Source organism: Streptomyces sp. NBC_00483 (assembly GCF_036013745.1).
Lineage (GTDB): Bacteria > Actinomycetota > Actinomycetes > Streptomycetales > Streptomycetaceae > Streptomyces.
In genome coordinates, this window is the sequence record NZ_CP107880.1 from 2,068,283 (window position 1) to 2,082,900 (window position 14,618).

The 14,618-nt window shown below is 69.9% G+C and carries 20 protein-coding genes; 3 read left to right on the forward strand and 17 right to left on the reverse strand.

The window, feature by feature from the left end; all coding sequences use genetic code 11:
- Window positions 1-33 precede the first annotated feature (33 nt).
- The 15 genes from OHA73_RS08925 to OHA73_RS08995 form a co-directional block, all read right to left on the reverse strand.
- The gene (locus OHA73_RS08925) at window positions 34-1,743 is read right to left on the reverse strand and encodes a DUF927 domain-containing protein (protein ID WP_327654773.1); all 1,710 of its coding nucleotides are present in this window, start codon (window positions 1,741-1,743) and stop codon (window positions 34-36) included.
- The gene (locus tag OHA73_RS08930) at window positions 1,740-2,606 is read right to left on the reverse strand and encodes a bifunctional DNA primase/polymerase (RefSeq protein WP_327654774.1); all 867 of its coding nucleotides are present in this window, start codon (window positions 2,604-2,606) and stop codon (window positions 1,740-1,742) included. Before OHA73_RS08930 ends, OHA73_RS08925 begins: the two co-directional genes overlap by 4 nt.
- Window positions 2,603-2,833: a hypothetical protein gene (locus OHA73_RS08935; RefSeq protein WP_327654775.1), complete on the reverse strand. Its 231-nt coding sequence runs from the start codon at window positions 2,831-2,833 to the stop codon at window positions 2,603-2,605. The genes OHA73_RS08930 and OHA73_RS08935 overlap by 4 nt, the downstream gene beginning before the upstream one ends.
- Before the next feature lie 297 nt (window positions 2,834-3,130).
- Window positions 3,131-3,352: a helix-turn-helix domain-containing protein gene (locus OHA73_RS08940; protein ID WP_327654776.1), complete on the reverse strand. Its 222-nt coding sequence runs from the start codon at window positions 3,350-3,352 to the stop codon at window positions 3,131-3,133.
- Between the two features lie 346 nt (window positions 3,353-3,698).
- On the reverse strand, window positions 3,699-5,723 hold the full coding sequence (gene traB, locus OHA73_RS08945; protein WP_327654777.1) for a plasmid transfer protein TraB: 2,025 nt from the start codon (window positions 5,721-5,723) through the stop codon (window positions 3,699-3,701).
- A 15-nt stretch (window positions 5,724-5,738) separates the two neighbouring features.
- Window positions 5,739-6,287, reverse strand: a complete 549-nt coding sequence (gene traA, locus OHA73_RS08950; RefSeq protein WP_327654778.1) for a plasmid transfer protein TraA — start codon at window positions 6,285-6,287, stop codon at window positions 5,739-5,741.
- A 13-nt stretch (window positions 6,288-6,300) separates the two neighbouring features.
- A complete protein-coding gene (locus OHA73_RS08955; protein WP_327654779.1) occupies window positions 6,301-6,804 on the reverse strand; it encodes a hypothetical protein in 504 nt (167 codons plus the stop codon).
- Between the two features lie 11 nt (window positions 6,805-6,815).
- Window positions 6,816-7,283, reverse strand: coding sequence for a hypothetical protein (locus tag OHA73_RS08960; protein ID WP_327654780.1), 468 nt, complete (start codon window positions 7,281-7,283; stop codon window positions 6,816-6,818).
- Window positions 7,280-8,056 (reverse strand): hypothetical protein, encoded by a 777-nt coding sequence (locus tag OHA73_RS08965; protein ID WP_327654781.1) that lies wholly within the window; start codon window positions 8,054-8,056, stop codon window positions 7,280-7,282. Before OHA73_RS08965 ends, OHA73_RS08960 begins: the two co-directional genes overlap by 4 nt.
- Window positions 8,053-8,223, reverse strand: coding sequence for a hypothetical protein (locus OHA73_RS08970; RefSeq protein WP_327654782.1), 171 nt, complete (start codon window positions 8,221-8,223; stop codon window positions 8,053-8,055). Before OHA73_RS08970 ends, OHA73_RS08965 begins: the two co-directional genes overlap by 4 nt.
- Window positions 8,220-8,420: a hypothetical protein gene (locus tag OHA73_RS08975; protein ID WP_327654783.1), complete on the reverse strand. Its 201-nt coding sequence runs from the start codon at window positions 8,418-8,420 to the stop codon at window positions 8,220-8,222. Before OHA73_RS08975 ends, OHA73_RS08970 begins: the two co-directional genes overlap by 4 nt.
- A complete protein-coding gene (locus OHA73_RS08980) occupies window positions 8,417-8,794 on the reverse strand; it encodes a DUF6907 domain-containing protein (protein ID WP_327654784.1) in 378 nt (125 codons plus the stop codon). Before OHA73_RS08980 ends, OHA73_RS08975 begins: the two co-directional genes overlap by 4 nt.
- A complete protein-coding gene (locus OHA73_RS08985; protein WP_327654785.1) occupies window positions 8,791-9,048 on the reverse strand; it encodes a hypothetical protein in 258 nt (85 codons plus the stop codon). The genes OHA73_RS08980 and OHA73_RS08985 overlap by 4 nt, the downstream gene beginning before the upstream one ends.
- On the reverse strand, window positions 9,045-9,551 hold the full coding sequence (locus OHA73_RS08990) for a DUF6907 domain-containing protein (RefSeq protein ID WP_327654786.1): 507 nt from the start codon (window positions 9,549-9,551) through the stop codon (window positions 9,045-9,047). Before OHA73_RS08990 ends, OHA73_RS08985 begins: the two co-directional genes overlap by 4 nt.
- A complete protein-coding gene (locus OHA73_RS08995; protein ID WP_327654787.1) occupies window positions 9,548-9,796 on the reverse strand; it encodes a helix-turn-helix domain-containing protein in 249 nt (82 codons plus the stop codon). Before OHA73_RS08995 ends, OHA73_RS08990 begins: the two co-directional genes overlap by 4 nt.
- 193 nt (window positions 9,797-9,989) lie before the next feature.
- On the opposite strand from OHA73_RS08995, the gene OHA73_RS09000 reads away from it, so the two are divergent.
- The 3 genes from OHA73_RS09000 (at window position 9,990) to mug (ending at window position 12,952) form a co-directional block, all read left to right on the forward strand.
- Window positions 9,990-10,727 (forward strand): GntR family transcriptional regulator, encoded by a 738-nt coding sequence (locus OHA73_RS09000; RefSeq protein ID WP_327654788.1) that lies wholly within the window; start codon window positions 9,990-9,992, stop codon window positions 10,725-10,727.
- 240 nt (window positions 10,728-10,967) lie between these two features.
- Window positions 10,968-12,407: an adenylosuccinate lyase gene (gene purB / locus OHA73_RS09005; protein WP_266722232.1), complete on the forward strand. Its 1,440-nt coding sequence runs from the start codon at window positions 10,968-10,970 to the stop codon at window positions 12,405-12,407.
- On the forward strand, window positions 12,404-12,952 hold the full coding sequence (gene mug, locus OHA73_RS09010; protein WP_327658438.1) for a G/U mismatch-specific DNA glycosylase: 549 nt from the start codon (window positions 12,404-12,406) through the stop codon (window positions 12,950-12,952). The genes purB and mug overlap by 4 nt, the downstream gene beginning before the upstream one ends.
- A 35-nt stretch (window positions 12,953-12,987) precedes the next feature.
- Here mug and OHA73_RS09015 read toward each other — a convergent pair whose 3' ends face one another.
- Both OHA73_RS09015 and OHA73_RS09020 read right to left on the reverse strand, forming a co-directional pair.
- On the reverse strand, window positions 12,988-13,785 hold the full coding sequence (locus OHA73_RS09015) for an SAM-dependent methyltransferase (protein ID WP_266722231.1): 798 nt from the start codon (window positions 13,783-13,785) through the stop codon (window positions 12,988-12,990).
- Window positions 13,786-13,871: 86 nt separating this feature from the next.
- Window positions 13,872-14,615 carry an ABC transporter permease gene (locus tag OHA73_RS09020; protein WP_267072958.1) on the reverse strand — a complete coding sequence of 248 codons (744 nt, stop codon included), beginning with the start codon at window positions 14,613-14,615 and terminating at the stop codon, window positions 13,872-13,874.
- Between the last annotated feature and the right edge of the window lie 3 nt (window positions 14,616-14,618).

Below are 14,618 nucleotides of genomic sequence, written 5' to 3' on the forward strand. Positions count from 1 at the left end.
GGGAGGGTTTTCCTGTGCGACTGGAAGGTCATGTCACTCTCCGTCTTCGTCGTCGGGTGCGGCGAACACGTCGGGCGTGAAGACGTAGAGGCGTACTTGGGTGCCGCTCATCTTCTTTTTGGCGAGGTAGGGCGGCCGGTAGGCGGGGTTCTCGACGAGTACGCCGGCCTCCCGCCAGCTGGGGATGACGGATTCCAGCTCGTAACCGGCCCTGCTCAGTGCTTCCTTGAGCTTCTGCGCCAGCAGTCCCACCGACGGGACACCGTCCACGCTGAGCTCACGGCCGATCCATCCGAAGGACGGAGCGTCGTAGCCGACGCCTGGCGACCACAGGGCGCGCCGGTTGGAAGCGACGTACTCACGGACGACGTCGAGCGCCATCTCGCCGCGGTTGTCCGTCTGGTCCGCAACTGCGAACAGTCGTTGCCAGACGGACATAGGCGGCGCGGGGAAGGGGACGATGCCCCACTCGTTGCCGACTTCCGCAGCGAGGGCGAGAGCAGCCACGAGGGGCGCCCGTCGGGCGGACATGTCGCTGTCGTACCGGTGAGCCTCCGTCAGTTCCTTGTGCCTGGCGACCAGGCGGCGCTTCCCGTCCCCTGCTGTGGCCTCGAGCAGCTTCTCGACGAACCGCGGTCCGGCCGTGCCGTAGTGCTCGGCGCAGCCGTCCCGTACCTCGACGGCCGCCGTGGCGGACTCGGGTCCGCCGGTGCCGAACGGGGCTTCCTTCACGGTGAGGACGCGGGCGCCGGCGCCCTGGTCGGTCGTGAAGGTGAGGACGGACTGTTCCCCGGTCGAGATCATGATGGTTCGCCACGGGAGACCGGACGGCCAGCCGCCGCCGCGGGCCTGCCCGTGGTTCTTCGGGATGGAGTACAGCAGGGCGTGCACCATCTCGGGGTCGCGCACGAGCTTGGTCTCGTCGAACACGACGGGCAGGCCGTTGACGAGGTTCAGGCGCTTCTCGGCGGCGAGCATCGTGGTACGCCACGAGTACATGCCGTCGGCCCTCTCGCTGGGGTCTGCCCACACGCTCATGCCCGCGCCGGCCGCCGTGGTCTTTCCACGCGTGGACCGGCCGCTGATGTCGAGGGTGAACGAGTTGATGCCGACGAGTTCCAGCAGCGGGGCCGCCAGGGAGGCGTACACCGCCATCTGTGCCGCGGGGTACACCTCCATCAGCTTCACCGCGGCCTGCCAGCCCTCGAACGTCCCCTCGGGGGCGTGCGCTGCCAGGGCAGGCTTCTGCTCGTCGAACTTGACCTCGACGCGGTGCGGGGTGTCCTGCGCCGTGACGAACGTGCCGTCTTTCTGCCAGCCCAACTGCCGGGCCAGGTGGACGCGCGGAATCTTGCCCTGGTTGATGGACTCGAACGCGGCGAAGTACCGCTCGGCGAGCTTGGCGTCGGCCTCGATGACGGGCAGGCCGGCGTCGCCGAGGGTCGCGACCAGGATGCGGCCACGGCGCACGATGGAGCGCTGCACGGTGCGGGTGACGACCTGGCCGCGGTCGACCCACGCCAGCTCTACGGCCTGGTCGCCCACGGGGTCGACGTACACGGCCTTGATGACCAGGGGCGCCCACGCGATACGGACGTCCACGAAGGTGTCCTTGGCGACCTGCTTTTCGACCCACACCCCGCTGTAACTGATCTTGTATCCGGCAGGCATACGCACGCCCTCGGGAACGAGACGGTTGTCCGTCCACTCCTCGGCGGCCTGCTCAGTCGTCTCCTCACTCACGCGGCCACCCCCCGCCCTGCAGAGGCGACGGTGCGGGCGGCTTCGCCGGCGCCGAGACCGATCCGGATAGCCGCCTCGATCAGCGCACCCTCGACGTCAGCAGCGGCGACATGTCCGTCCCGCACGTGTTCCCACGCCTTCGCGGCAGCCCAGTACAGACGGTCGTTGCGGGTGCCCTCGGGGGCGTTGAGGACGACGTTCACGAGCCCGTCGATGGCCCGCCCCGCAGCGCCGGGCGTGGTTGTTTGACGACGCTGGGGGCGGGCGGGCGCCGGCGCGGGCAGCATGAGGGCGAGCAACTGCTCGGGGATCGGCTGTGGCTCGATGTATCCGACCTTGGGGTGCAGGACGTACTCGCCATTGCGGCCGGTGCTGCCGGGCCCGACGAGGTAGCCGCGGGTGCTGCGGACATCGATGCCGGGACCGAGGCGGCCGACCGAGTTCGGTACGAGGGTGCCGCCCTCGACAGACATCCACAGGTGGAAGCCGCCGGACGGGGTGCACACGGTCGTCGTGCGCGGAACCTCGAAGCCGTGGCGGTCGGCCAGCTGGTTCAGCGTCGCGACGCCGTCGACATTGCCCTTGCGGTCGAGGTCGATCCCAACTAGGCGCGTGCCACAGGCGATTCCGTAGCCCACAGCCTTGGGGGCCTGGTCAAAGAGCCAGTCGAAAGTGGCGTGATCGTCAGTCGCGTCACCAACACCGTGCCCAGGGGCGCCGCAGTGGGACATGCCAGGGCAGCGATGTCCTTTCTCGTGCGGAGACTTGATGATCGGCGTCTTGTTGAGGCTGAGCGGCATCCCGCGGTAGCCCCAGTCGAGGGCCTGGTGGCCGCTCGCGCGAGCCTTGTCGTGGTTGGTCATGCCGCCCCCTTCAGCTTGGCTTTCGGCTGCAGCTCGTACCTGGCGCCGCAGGGGCCGGTGACCTTGCCGAGGTGGGTGTGCCGGTGCATGTTCTGGCAGTTGGGGCAGCGCCCCAGGAACTCGACGCGTCCGCGGGTGACGAGTACGAGCGGTCGGGCAATGGGGGTCTGTGGGTCGGCCGCAAACAGGCCGTCGCCCTGGTGCGCGTCGTCAGTGCCGTGTGGCACGATGGAGTCCGCGACTACCGCGTTGTTTTCACGAACCCCGGGAGCTAGGGACTCTCGGGGTTCGTTGCTGTTCAGGGTCATGTTGCTCCCTGGGTTTCACCGGACAGCAGACGCAGCAGGTCGGCCGTGATGACGACGCTGCGATTGCCGAACGGAAGCGTCTTTACGGGGCTGTCCCCGCAGCGAACTCGTTCTTGGAGGTGGCGAGCACTGCACCCAAGTGCGAGCGCACCCTTGGGAATGCTGACCGTGGCGGGCCACTTGCGGATCTCGGCCAGGGTCGGCCTAGCCGGGGTCTCACGCGGCATTGGCGGCCTCCTCGGTCAGGAGGGCATCCACGGAGGTGCCGAGGGTGTCGGCAATGGCGGCCAGGGTGGCGACGCTGGGAGTGACGCGGCCCATCTCGTACTCGCGGATGGAGTAGAACGAGCGGCCAACGTTGATGGCGAGTTGTTCGGGAGAGATGCCGGCCGACATCCGAGCGTTGCGGAGTCGGGGGCCGGAGAAGATCCGTGCCATGGAAGGTCCCTTAGAAAACGCGAACGCCGAGCACGTGACGCGATCCGTCTTGGATCACGCACTGCCCGGCGCCTTGGGAACCTCCTGGGTGGCACCGCTGGCCTTACTCAGTAGGGGTTCTCCACCTGGGTGAACCTGCCTACTGCCTGGGGCTAGCAGCTCGACATTCTCTGTCGATTGCCGGGCAGCGTACTACAAGCGATCAGCTACGTAAAGATCTATCGGGCTTACGGGCGCCGGTAGTTGAGACCGGAGCGACCGTCAGGGCAGCTGTCAGCCGCCGCTGTCAGGGCGCGTGACACCTGCGCCTGCCTAGGGGGTTGGGTGTCACGCGGCCCTGACGGTGTCAGGCGTCAGCGGGTGTCAGGGTCGGCACGATCCGCCAGCGGCCCGTCTTGTTGGTCTCCTTCAACCGGCCGTCCTTGTACGCCTCCGTGAGCCGTGCAGAGACCCACGGGCGAGACAGCTTGTTGCGCTCGCACCAGTCGTTGAAGTCCTTCGGGCCGACGACCATCTGCCCGTTCCGCTCGAACTCCTCGAGGGCTGCGGCGAACAGCTGGCGCGCCTCCTCCGGTCCCGGCTTACGGCCGCCCTGGTCGAACATCGGGGCGTCGTCGCCCGGTTGGGGCTCCGGCAGCTCGTTCTCCTCCTCGACGTCGACGTCCTCGGGGTCGACGAGCGGGCCCTGGTCCATGTCGTCCTCGTCTTCCTGCAGCTGCTCGCCGCCCTTGCGCTCCGTGTACGCGCGGCCGACGACGCGCTCGGCGGCCTTGGCCGTGACCGGGTCCGGGCTGGCGCCGTTGCGGGCAGCCCAGTCCGCCAGCACCTCGAGCATCGGGACAACTCGCTCAGGGAAGTGCACCGTTCGCCCCGGTGACGCATACCGGTCCTCGTCGATGCCGGGCGAGACGACGTAGCAGTAGCCGGGCCGGCGGTTGCCCCACGCTCCGGGGTGGGCGCCCGCGGCGAGCACCTCGTCGGGGAGGCAGAACCCTTCATCGTCTGCGGCGCAGCCGAGCGCGATGACGGACGGCAGGGACGCGCGGGTGCTGGTCGACATCTGGTCGTAGGACGGTCGCTGCAGCGACACGACCAGGGCGATACCGGCCGAGCGCGCTTCCTGGGCAATGCCCGTAAAGGCGCTGTCGCCGAGGTACCGCAGCGTGTTCGCGGCCTCCTCCATCCACGTGACCAGGAAGGGCATTCCCGCACAGCCGCACGCGGTGCCGTCCTTGTGGCAGGAGTGCTTGGGATCGTTCTGCTGCTCGGCAGCCGCACGGGTCCACTGGCGGTAGCCGTGCGCGCCGAGCCACCGGGTACGGGCGGGAATGGCTGCCTTGATGGCCTCCACCATCATCTCCGTGGGGGCGCCGCCCTCTACCCCCCAGTCCATTCCTGGCCGCAGCGGGCCGAAGTCCTGGAACGCCTTGGGGTCGGAGAACCAGACGACGACGTCACGGCGAGACATGATCTCGGTCAGCAGATTCAAGGCAGTGTCGCCCTTACCCGATCCGGTGCCGCCCGCGATCAACACGTGCGTGCTGTTGCGCTTGGCCTCCGGGTCGCCAGGCAGCCACAGCAGCAGCGGGGAGCCGTCGTCGTAGCGGCCGATGACGAGCGGGTCGGCGATCGAGCCGCCCGCGTTCGAGGGCCCTTCCCATTCGACGACGTACCGCAGCATGTCCTCGGGGACGATGACCAGTTCCCCGCGGCGCTCCGAATCCGGGTCGGGCCGGTAACGCACCGCGGTGCGCGGCACGTCGAGCGCGGACGCCAGCTGCGGCAACGCCTTGGCGACGTCGTCGTTAGTCTGCTCGCCGGCCGCGAGCGTCACGGGTGCCGTGACGCGGTTCGGCTCGACCTGGCCGGCGCCGAGCTGGGCGCGGGCCAGGCCCACCTTGGCGAGCAGGCCCTTGTCTCCGCCCCCGCCCTCGGGGTCGGAGGTGCGCAGCATCAGGCGGACGTTCCACGACAGGGCGAACGAGGCGCCGCCCATCAGGTACAGGTGCGGAATGGCCCCGGTGAACGGGCCTGCCAGGGCCGCGGCCGTGAACCAGCTGGAGCTGGCGGCCACGGTCACGGCCGAGTGCAGGCGCCTCTGCGCGCTCGTCGAGCGGCCCGCCCACCATGTGGCGGCCGTCAGGGCGACGGACGACAGGGTGAGGCCGACGCCGGCCGCGGCCGACCCGTCCCACAGCAGGTTCGCGCCCCCGCCCGTCAAACCGAGCCCCGCCACGGTGAGCCACGGCGGCAGGTGCGGCTTGGCCCGGTTGAGGAGGTAGGCGCGGACCGTACCCCCCGTACCCGAGGCGTCGCCGGGAAGTACGAGCGGGTACATCTGCCCGTCTCGGTCGGTGATCTGGTGTGCCATGGTCGTACCTCCCTCCTACTGCTGAGCCCAGTCGATGACGGGCTGCTGCGGCTTACGGGCACGGTGGCGTACCCGGTTGATCTCCTCCTCGTACTCCTGCTGAAAAGTGGAGTACGCGGCAGCAGCGTTCTTCGCGGCGGCCCGCAGCGCGTCGGCGGACCGGTTCAGCTTCCGGGCGACCTTCGCGGCCCGGATCTTGGAACCGAACGCGCGTCCCTCCGGGTCGGGTACGGCCCCGAGTACGCCCTTGAGGATCTCGGCAGCCATCGACACCTCGATGGAGAGCGTCACGCCCGCGGCTCGAACCGTGTTGCAGTAGTTCCGCACCTGCGCCGGCGAGTTGAACTCGGGGGCGGGCAGCAGGGACTGCGACCCGCGGTGCCCGCCACCGCCTCCCCCACGGTTGATGTTGATGTTGATGGGCGGGGTGAAGGTGCTGGCCATTCCCCCGGCGACGCCTCCGGCGAATCCGCCAGCGGCGGCCCCGACGTTGACGAACTTGTTGCCCTTGTCCGAGGGGTTGGTGTCGGCCGTCCGACGTCGGCCGTTGGTGCGCTGAGCCATGAAAACTCCCTGATCAGTGGGTACGACGGACGAGCGGCCACGTGGTCTGAGCGCCGATCAGGGCGAGCAGCCACACGATGCACAGCGGCCTGGCGTGCGAGCCAAAGAGCGGGCCGAACGTGGCGGCGAGAGCCAGCCAGGCGGCCGTGAAGGTGGACGCTGCGGCGATACCGATGCGCCAGGTGAGCGCGGCACCGCGGACCGGGTGCCGGCGCTGCACGATGGCCAGCGCCACGACGGGCGCCAGGGCGGCCGGGGCCAGGATCAGGCCGGACCACCAGGCCAGGACGTGCAGGAGCGCGGCCAGGTTGAATGCGAGCACGGCCGCGAAGGTGGGGGCGAGGGCCTGGCGGTACTCCCACGCGGCGACGGCCAGACGGCCACCCGCGCGGCGGGCCATCGACTGGCGGGGCGGGACAACGACGATGAGCTGTTCGGAGCCGCGTCCGCGCTGGTGCGGAATCTTGACGGTATGGACGCCCGCGGCAGCACGGCGGGTACGGGTACGACTGGGCACGACGATTCCCCCTACTGGTTGTGGATGTTGGTGCGGCCCAGCCACTTCTGGTGGACGTGGGTGTGCTGCTCGTGGCGCACGTAGGAGCCGCCGCCACGGCCGCTGAACGCGGCGCGGGCGCAGGCCAGGGCCAGGAAGAACAGCAGGGCGCCGCCCCCGGAAAGGCTGGCGATCAGGTCGCCCGCTCCGGCGAGGAACTTCCCGCCGCCCCACAGCAGGAGTCCGCCCCCGGCGCCGGCGCCGAGCAGGCGCTGAGCGATCGGGTCCAGGACCGGATGCGGGGCCAGGTCGCGCGGGACCGCCAGCTGCACGGGCGCCGGCGCCTGCGACTTACGGACGGGCACCATGCCGCCGTAGGCGCCGGGCACCCACACGACCGCCTCCCGCTCGCCGTACAGCTCAACGGGCCCGGTCACCGGCTGCTCGTCGACGACCTCGACGTAACGGCGATACTGGGCAGGCAGGTTGGACGCGCTCACGACGTCGCCCCCGCCCCGGTCAGCTGCGGGAGGGCCTGGCGGAACGCCTCTTGGATTTCCTTCGCGCGGTTCTGCCCGACCCGAAGCCGGGCCTTGATCTCACGGATGGGCGGCAGGTCGCCTGCGAGCAGTTCGGTCCTGAACTGCTCGGCGGCGTCGTTGAGCCCCGCCTCGGTGAGCGGGTCGTCGTCGTGGGGCGGCTCGGGTACGTACTCGGCGTGTACTTCGGGCCGGGTACGGGCGTGCTCGGCTGCGGGTACGAGGGCGGGCCGCTCGTTGCGCAGCGCCCGCTGCAACTCCCCGCGGCACTCGAAAGTCGGCAGGAGCCGCGCGCTCTCGGGTACAGCCACGGGTACGGGACGGGCAGGCTCCGGCTTGGTCTCGGGTACGGGCTCGGCGGCAGGCGCCTGCTCGTACTCGACCGGCTGCGGTTCAGGGGCGGCTGCCTCGTGTCGGTGCAGCGCGTGCACCCGCCACAGGACGACGGGAGCGATCGCGGACACGAGGACGACGAGCCACGGAGCGACCGTCAGCATGCCGCCCTTCAGCAGGTGCGCCGCCGCGTTCGTCGCGACCATCAGGAGGACGGGAGGGAAGATCTCCCGACCGGCCCGCATGGCACGGATCGCATAGGCGTCAATGGCAATGGGGAGACCGGCCGCGACGACGGGGGCGTAGCCGCTGGCGACCGCCAGCGACCACTCCCCGTGTGCCGTGACCGCGATGGATGCCGCCATGGCGGCCCATCCCAGTGCGTCACGTTCGAAGTTCACGCGGCCCCCTGCTCGTGCAGGTGGGCGCAGCGGTCGCGCCAGTTCAGGTGTTCCGGGCAGGTACGCCGCTCGGCGATCGGCACGTTCCACACGGCCTCGACGTGCAGCTTGCGCAGCAGTTCGTCGGAGGCGTCCGCGGGGATACGGGCCAGGGTCGTGGTGCTCATTCGCCCAACTCCTTCGGGGCGGCGACGCGCACCGTGCGGTGCGCGGCCAGGCAGACGCCCTCACGGTCACGCCGATCGTTCGCGACGATCAGCGCGGCCATCAGGGCAGGTACGTGGGGAAGGGGGCGCTGCGACTTGTCGAGCCGCCGCAGCGCGGCATGTTCGGTGGGGCGACGGACGGGCCAACGGGCCGTCACGCCGGGTCGCCCTTGGTCTCGATGCGCTCCAACTGGCGGATGAGCGCAGGCAGGTGGCCGAGGGCGTAGACGATGAGCGCGTCGACGACGTCCCGCAGGCCGGCCGAGTCGTACTCGAAGAAGTCGACCCCGCCGAACTCGACGGCCGTGGCCGGGAAGTCGCTGAACGGGCGCTGCACCAGGTAGGCGGTCAGGAACTCCCGCTCCTGTTGCACGCGCTCCGAGTAGAGGTTCAGCGGCACCTCGGGACCCTGGTGCGTGATGTCGACGCGGTACCCCTCGACGGGGTGTTCGCCGGTGCACCAATGCGGTTCGGGGATCATGATGTGGCCGTGGTCCTGCGTGCGGACGACCACCGTGCGGGGCACGTTCACGACGGCTCACCCCACGCCCGGTATCCGTCCGTCGGGTGCTCGGCCAGCCGCTCCCGCAGGTAGTCGAGCGTCCACTCGACGTCTTGGCGCGGGTTGTCGCGGATCGACTTCAGAGCGACCACGAGGTGCATGACCCGGTCGTTCAGGACCTTGTCGTGCCCCTCGGTGTCGCCGACCGTGGCCGGGTGCGGGAGGTCAATCGCCTCCAGCACCGCAGCCAGCAGCACGCCCGCCTCGTCGGAGAGCGCGCTCACTCGGCACCGCCGGCCGTCTGGTTGGCCAGCCGCGCGGACCGGGCGAGGCGCCGCAGGTGCGCGGCGAACGCGGCGAAATCGTCGGCCAGCTGGTCGGCCATCTCCTCGGTCAGGTGCGCCTGCAGCGGGGTGTCGTCGTCGGCGAGTATGTGCGCGGCCCGCATGCGGGGGTCGCTCGATGCCGGGTCGCTGTAAAGGCGCGCGTTCAGGCAGTGAGCGACACCGAAGGCGTTGTCGAAGCTGGGGACGGACACGTGCGCCTCGTCGCCCTGGTGGGCGATGTCGTCCAGCATGTACGGGTACTCGGTGTGGTCCTCGGTGCACCAGTTCGCGCACTCGATGTAGGCCAGCTGGTGAGCGGAGCGCGTCCCGATCAGCGCGGGGACCAGGCGGTATCCGGGCTGGATCGCGGGGAGGTCGGCCGCGCGGTTGCCCGCGTCGGTGACGGTGTACGGGACCGGGGCGTCGGACGCGATCTGCGGCAGGCGGTCGATGATCGTCACAGCTCCACCGCCAGCTCTGCGGCGGGGATGCCGCGGTCGGCGAGGTACTGCGCGAACACGGCCCGTGAGACGCGGATGCTGCCTCGTCCCGTACCGACCCGGTAGTGGGAGAGGCGGCCCGCCGCGATCTCGGCGTAAACGGTGGCCTTCGACCAACCCGTGGCGCGGGCGATGTCCTTGACGTGAAGCGGCTTTGCGCGCTCCGTTTCCTGCGCCTGCGCAGGGGAGATAGCCTGAGATTGCATCTATGAGCCTCACTCTGGATGCGGGCCCTGGCGGGGTGGTCTCGGTGTTAGCGCACCGAGCCCGTCAGGGCTTTTGGCATGTCTGGCTCGGCCTGCTCTGTTGAGCGGACCGGGCATGCACCTACGATGTTCTAGAACACCCGGCAGGGTCAACAGGTATTCCAGAACGTTCTAGAATTTGGAGGTTCATACGATGCGCAACCGTGAGGGGTTGCCCCCGTATCAGCGGATCGCGGCGCAGATCATTGCCCGCATCGAGAGCGGCGAGCTGCAGCCGGGCGATCGCGTCCCCTCGGTAAGTCAGATCATGGAAACCGAGGGCGTCAGCAGGGCCACGGCCGCGCGCGTCCCTGGCGTGCTGCGAGCGGAGGGCTACGCCACGGCGACGCCGGGCGTCGGAACCATCGTCACCCAACCGAAGAAGCTGACTGCAGGCGCCGACCGGCTCGCCAAGCTGCAGGCCGGCGGGGCAACACTGGGAGACACAGAGCGTGTCGAAATCCTCGACGCCGTGCGGGAAGCGGCGTCCCAGGAAGTCGCGGATGCCCTCGGCCTTGAGGCCGGCGCCGAGGTGGCGCGACGCCGACGCCGGTATCTAGACGGTGCGGGCGTCGTCACGGTGTCGACGACGTGGATCTCTGCCGCCATCGCTGACCAGGCCCCGGAGTTCCTCGAGCCTGCCCCGCTCCCGAAGATGACGTTCGGGCTGATCGAAGACCGCACCGGCCGACGAGTCGTCCGCCGACGAGACACGGTGACTCTCCGGGAGGCCCCCGAGGACGTCGCACCCCACCTTGACGTCGAACCAGGCACGCAAGGTCTCGCCGTGATCAACCACTACTGGGACCAGAACGGCGAGCCGACCGAATACGCCGTCGACTACCTCGGCGCCGGCCGCGAACTCTCCTCGGAGTACGACTTGGACGACTAAGCGTCTGCCCAGTGGAGTTGGGCAGAACGCAGAAAGGGGCCCCTCGCCCGGTGGAGTCAGGCGAGGGGCCCCTTCTTGGTGTATCCGAGGATCGCATGCGCGGGACGTGTCGGTGGAACGTCTCACATCTGTCTCACACGCCATGTTGTGCGATCTTCCCAAGCGTGCGTCTGACCTGCTGTTCTGCGCCTTCCATGCGCGTGACAGACCCCGTATGCGCGTCGACTAAACTTCCTCCACGTGACTGCGCCTGCAAAGCCCCGTATCCCGAATGTTCTCGCCGGCCGCTATGCCTCCGTCGAGCTCGCCACCCTCTGGTCCCCCGAGGAGAAGGTGAAGCTGGAGCGACAGCTCTGGCTCGCCGTGCTGAAGGCCCAGAAGGACCTCGGGATCGACGTCCCGGACGCCGCCATCGCCGACTACGAGCGCGTGCTCGACCAGGTCGACCTGGCCTCCATCGCCGAGCGCGAGAAGGTCACGCGGCACGACGTGAAGGCCCGCATCGAGGAGTTCAACGCCCTCGCCGGGCACGAGCAGGTCCACAAGGGCATGACGTCCCGCGACCTGACGGAGAACGTCGAGCAGCTGCAGGTCCGCCTCTCGCTCGAGCTGGTCCGCGACCGTGCCGTCGCCGTCCTCGCGCGCCTCGCCAAGCTGTCCGGCGAGTACGGCGAGCTGGTCATGGCCGGCCGCTCGCACAACGTCGCGGCGCAGGCCACCACCCTCGGCAAGCGCTTCGCGACCGCCACCGACGAGCTGCTCGTCGCGTACGGCCGGGTCGAGGAGCTGCTGAACCGCTACCCGCTGCGCGGCATCAAGGGCCCGGTCGGCACCGCCCAGGACATGCTCGACCTGCTCGGCGGCGACGCCGACAAGCTGGCCGACCTGGAGCAGCGGATCGCCCAGCACCTCGGCTTCTCGCAGGCCTTCACCTCCGTCGGCCAGGTCTACCCGCGCTCGCTCGACTACGAGGTCGTGACCGCGCTCGTCCAGCTGGCCGGGGCCCCCTCGTCGACGGCCAAGACGATCCGCCTGATGGCCGGGCACGAGCTCGTGACCGAGGGCTTCAAGCCGGGCCAGGTCGGCTCCTCCGCGATGCCGCACAAGATGAACACCCGCTCCTGCGAGCGCGTCAACGGCCTCATGGTGATCCTGCGCGGCTACGCGTCGATGACCGGCGAGCTGGCGGGCGACCAGTGGAACGAGGGCGACGTCTCGTGCTCCGTGGTGCGTCGTGTCGCGCTGCCGGACGCGTTCTTCGCGCTCGACGGTCTCCTTGAGACGTTCCTCACCGTGCTCGACGAGTTCGGCGCCTTCCCGGCCGTCGTCGCCCGTGAGCTGGACCGCTACCTGCCGTTCCTCGCCACCACGAAGGTGCTCATGGCCTCGGTGCGCGCGGGCGTCGGCCGCGAGGAGGCCCACGAGGCCATCAAGGAGAACGCGGTGGCCTCGGCCCTCGCGATGCGCGAGCAGGGCGCCGAGCGCAACGAGCTGCTCGACAAGCTGGCCGCCGACTCCCGGATCCCGCTGGACCGTGCGCAGCTCGACGAGCTGATGGCGGACAAGCTGTCGTTCACGGGCGCCGCCGCCGGTCAGGTCGCGCAGATCGTGGCCCGCGTCGAGGAGATCGTGAAGCAGCACCCGGAGGCCGCCGGTTACACGCCGGGGGCGATCCTCTGACCCGCCTTACTCAAGCGGACCTGGAGGCCGCTCGCGACCGTCTGGTTCCGGACGTCGTCGCGAGCGGCCTTCGGGTTCTCTTCTGCGGGATCAACCCGGGCCTCATGACGGCCGCGACCGGTCACCACTTCGCCCGCCCCGGCAACCGCTTCTGGCCGGTGCTTCACCTCTCCGGCTTCACGCCCCGGCAACTGAAGCCGTCCGAGCAGCAGGAGCTTCTCTCGTACGAGCTCGGGATCACGAACGTCGTCGCGCGGGCCACTGCGCGGGCGGACGAACTGAGTGCGGAGGAGTACCGGGAGGGCGGACGGCTGCTGGAGGAGAGGGTGGCGCTCCTGCGGCCCACGTGGCTCGCCGTGGTGGGCGTGACCGCGTACCGGTCGGCCTTCGGTGAGCCCAAGGCCCAAATCGGCCCGCAGGAGCGGACGATCGGCGGCGCCCGGGTCTGGGCGCTGCCCAACCCCAGTGGTCTGAACGCCCATTGGACGGCGGCGACCATGGCGGAGGAGTACGCACGCCTCCGCGAGACCGCCACCGACTCTTAAGGGCCTAGGAGCCCTAGGAGCCCTGGGCCCCTAGGTCACGGCTTGCGGGCCACGGCCCCGTACTGGGCGACCTGTGTGCCCTCCTCGTCGCGCCAGCGCGCGCACGAGACGAGGCCGGGCTCCACGAGGTCCAGGCCGTCGAGGAACGCCGCCACCTCGGCGCCGGTGCGGGCGGTGATCGGCGGCTTCGCGTTCTCGTTCCAGAACGCCATGGCCTCCGTGTTGCCCTCGCCGCCCAGCTCCAGAGTGGGGTGGGTGAGGACGACGTAGCTGCCCGAGGGGACGGCGTCGACGAGCTCACGCACGATGGACGTGGCCTCCTCCGTGTCGAGCACGAAGTTGAGGATGCCCAGGAGCATGATCGCGACCGGGCGGTCGAGGTCGAGGGTCTCGGAGGCCGCCTCGATGATCGCCCTCGGGTCGCGGGCGTCCGCGTCCACGTAGTTGGTGCGGCCCTCGGCGGAGCTGGTGAGCAGCGCGCGGGCGTGGGTGAGGACGATCGGGTCGTTGTCGACGTAGACGACGCGCGCGTCCGGAGCGATGCGCTGGGCGACCTCGTGCGTGTTCTCCACGGTCGGCAGGCCCGTGCCGATGTCGAGGAACTGGCGGATGCCCGCCTCACCGGCGAGGAAGCCGACGGCGCGCCCCAGGAACGCGCGGTCGGCGCGGGCGACCTCGCCGATGCTCGGGTACATGGACGTCACCATGTCGCCGACCTTCTCGTCGACCTCGTAGTGGTCCTTGCCGCCCAGCCAGTAGTTCCACACGCGCGCGTTGTGCGCGACGTGACTGGAGATCCGCTGCTCCGGCTGGTTCCCGTCGGCGTCACTCATGCGATCTCCCTCGTACGTTGCTGGGCTCCACTCAAGATCCCATAGTGGCACGGGAGTTCGATGATGTGCGCGACGGGCCCGCCGCGCTACGCGTCCCTGCGCCGCACCGCCCACCATCCGGCGAGCAGCGCGGCCGCCGCCCACAGCGCGGTCACGGCGAGCCCGGTCCAAGGACCGAGGGAGCCCTCCGCGTGCTGGTAGAGGACCTGCTGACCCGCGCGGTCGGGCAGGAAGTCGGCGACCGAGCCCGCGATGTCCCCGACGACGAAGGACACGATCAGCAGGAAGGGCACGAGGATGCTCAGCACCGCCACCGCGCTGCGCAGCACGGCCGTGAGCCCCGCCGCCAACAGTGCCATCAGCGCCAGATACACCCCGCCTCCGACGCAGGCCCGCAGCGCCCCCGGATCACCGAGGCCGAGCGTGTACGGGCCCATGAACGCCTGGCCGACGAGGAACGCGGTGAAGCTCGTGAGCAGGCCGACGACGAGCCCGCAGCCGCCGATGACCGCCATCTTCGCGGCGTAGAAGAGGTTCCGGTTCGGCACCGCGGCGAGCGAGACGCGCAGCGCGTTGTTCAGGTACTCGGAGGAGACGGCCGTGGCGCCGAAGGCGAGCACCGCGATCTGGCCGAAGTTGAGGGCGTAGAAGGCGCCGAAGAGGAGGTCCTCTCCGTTGTCGGCCTCGGCCTGGCCGACGGTCGCGAAGGCGAGGGTCGTGACGGCGAGGGTCGCGATGAAGACGGCGAGCAGCGAGCCGAAGCTGCCGCGCAGCGATCTGATCTTGATCCACTCGGAGTGCAGTACGGCGGTGGTCGACGTGGCGGACATGCC

Coding starts and splice junctions, on each gene's coding strand:
- OHA73_RS08930 (WP_327654774.1), bottom strand. CDS start 2,606: ATGACCAACCACGACAAGGCTCGCGCGAGCGGCCACCAGGCCCTCGAC.
- OHA73_RS08940 (WP_327654776.1), bottom strand. CDS start 3,352: ATGGCACGGATCTTCTCCGGCCCCCGACTCCGCAACGCTCGGATGTCG.
- traB (WP_327654777.1), bottom strand. CDS start 5,723: ATGGCACACCAGATCACCGACCGAGACGGGCAGATGTACCCGCTCGTA.
- traA (WP_327654778.1), bottom strand. CDS start 6,287: ATGGCTCAGCGCACCAACGGCCGACGTCGGACGGCCGACACCAACCCC.
- OHA73_RS08970 (WP_327654782.1), bottom strand. CDS start 8,223: ATGAGCACCACGACCCTGGCCCGTATCCCCGCGGACGCCTCCGACGAA.
- OHA73_RS08995 (WP_327654787.1), bottom strand. CDS start 9,796: ATGCAATCTCAGGCTATCTCCCCTGCGCAGGCGCAGGAAACGGAGCGC.
- OHA73_RS09000 (WP_327654788.1), top strand. CDS start 9,990: ATGCGCAACCGTGAGGGGTTGCCCCCGTATCAGCGGATCGCGGCGCAG.
- OHA73_RS09015 (WP_266722231.1), bottom strand. CDS start 13,785: ATGAGTGACGCCGACGGGAACCAGCCGGAGCAGCGGATCTCCAGTCAC.
- OHA73_RS09020 (WP_267072958.1), bottom strand. CDS start 14,615: ATGTCCGCCACGTCGACCACCGCCGTACTGCACTCCGAGTGGATCAAG.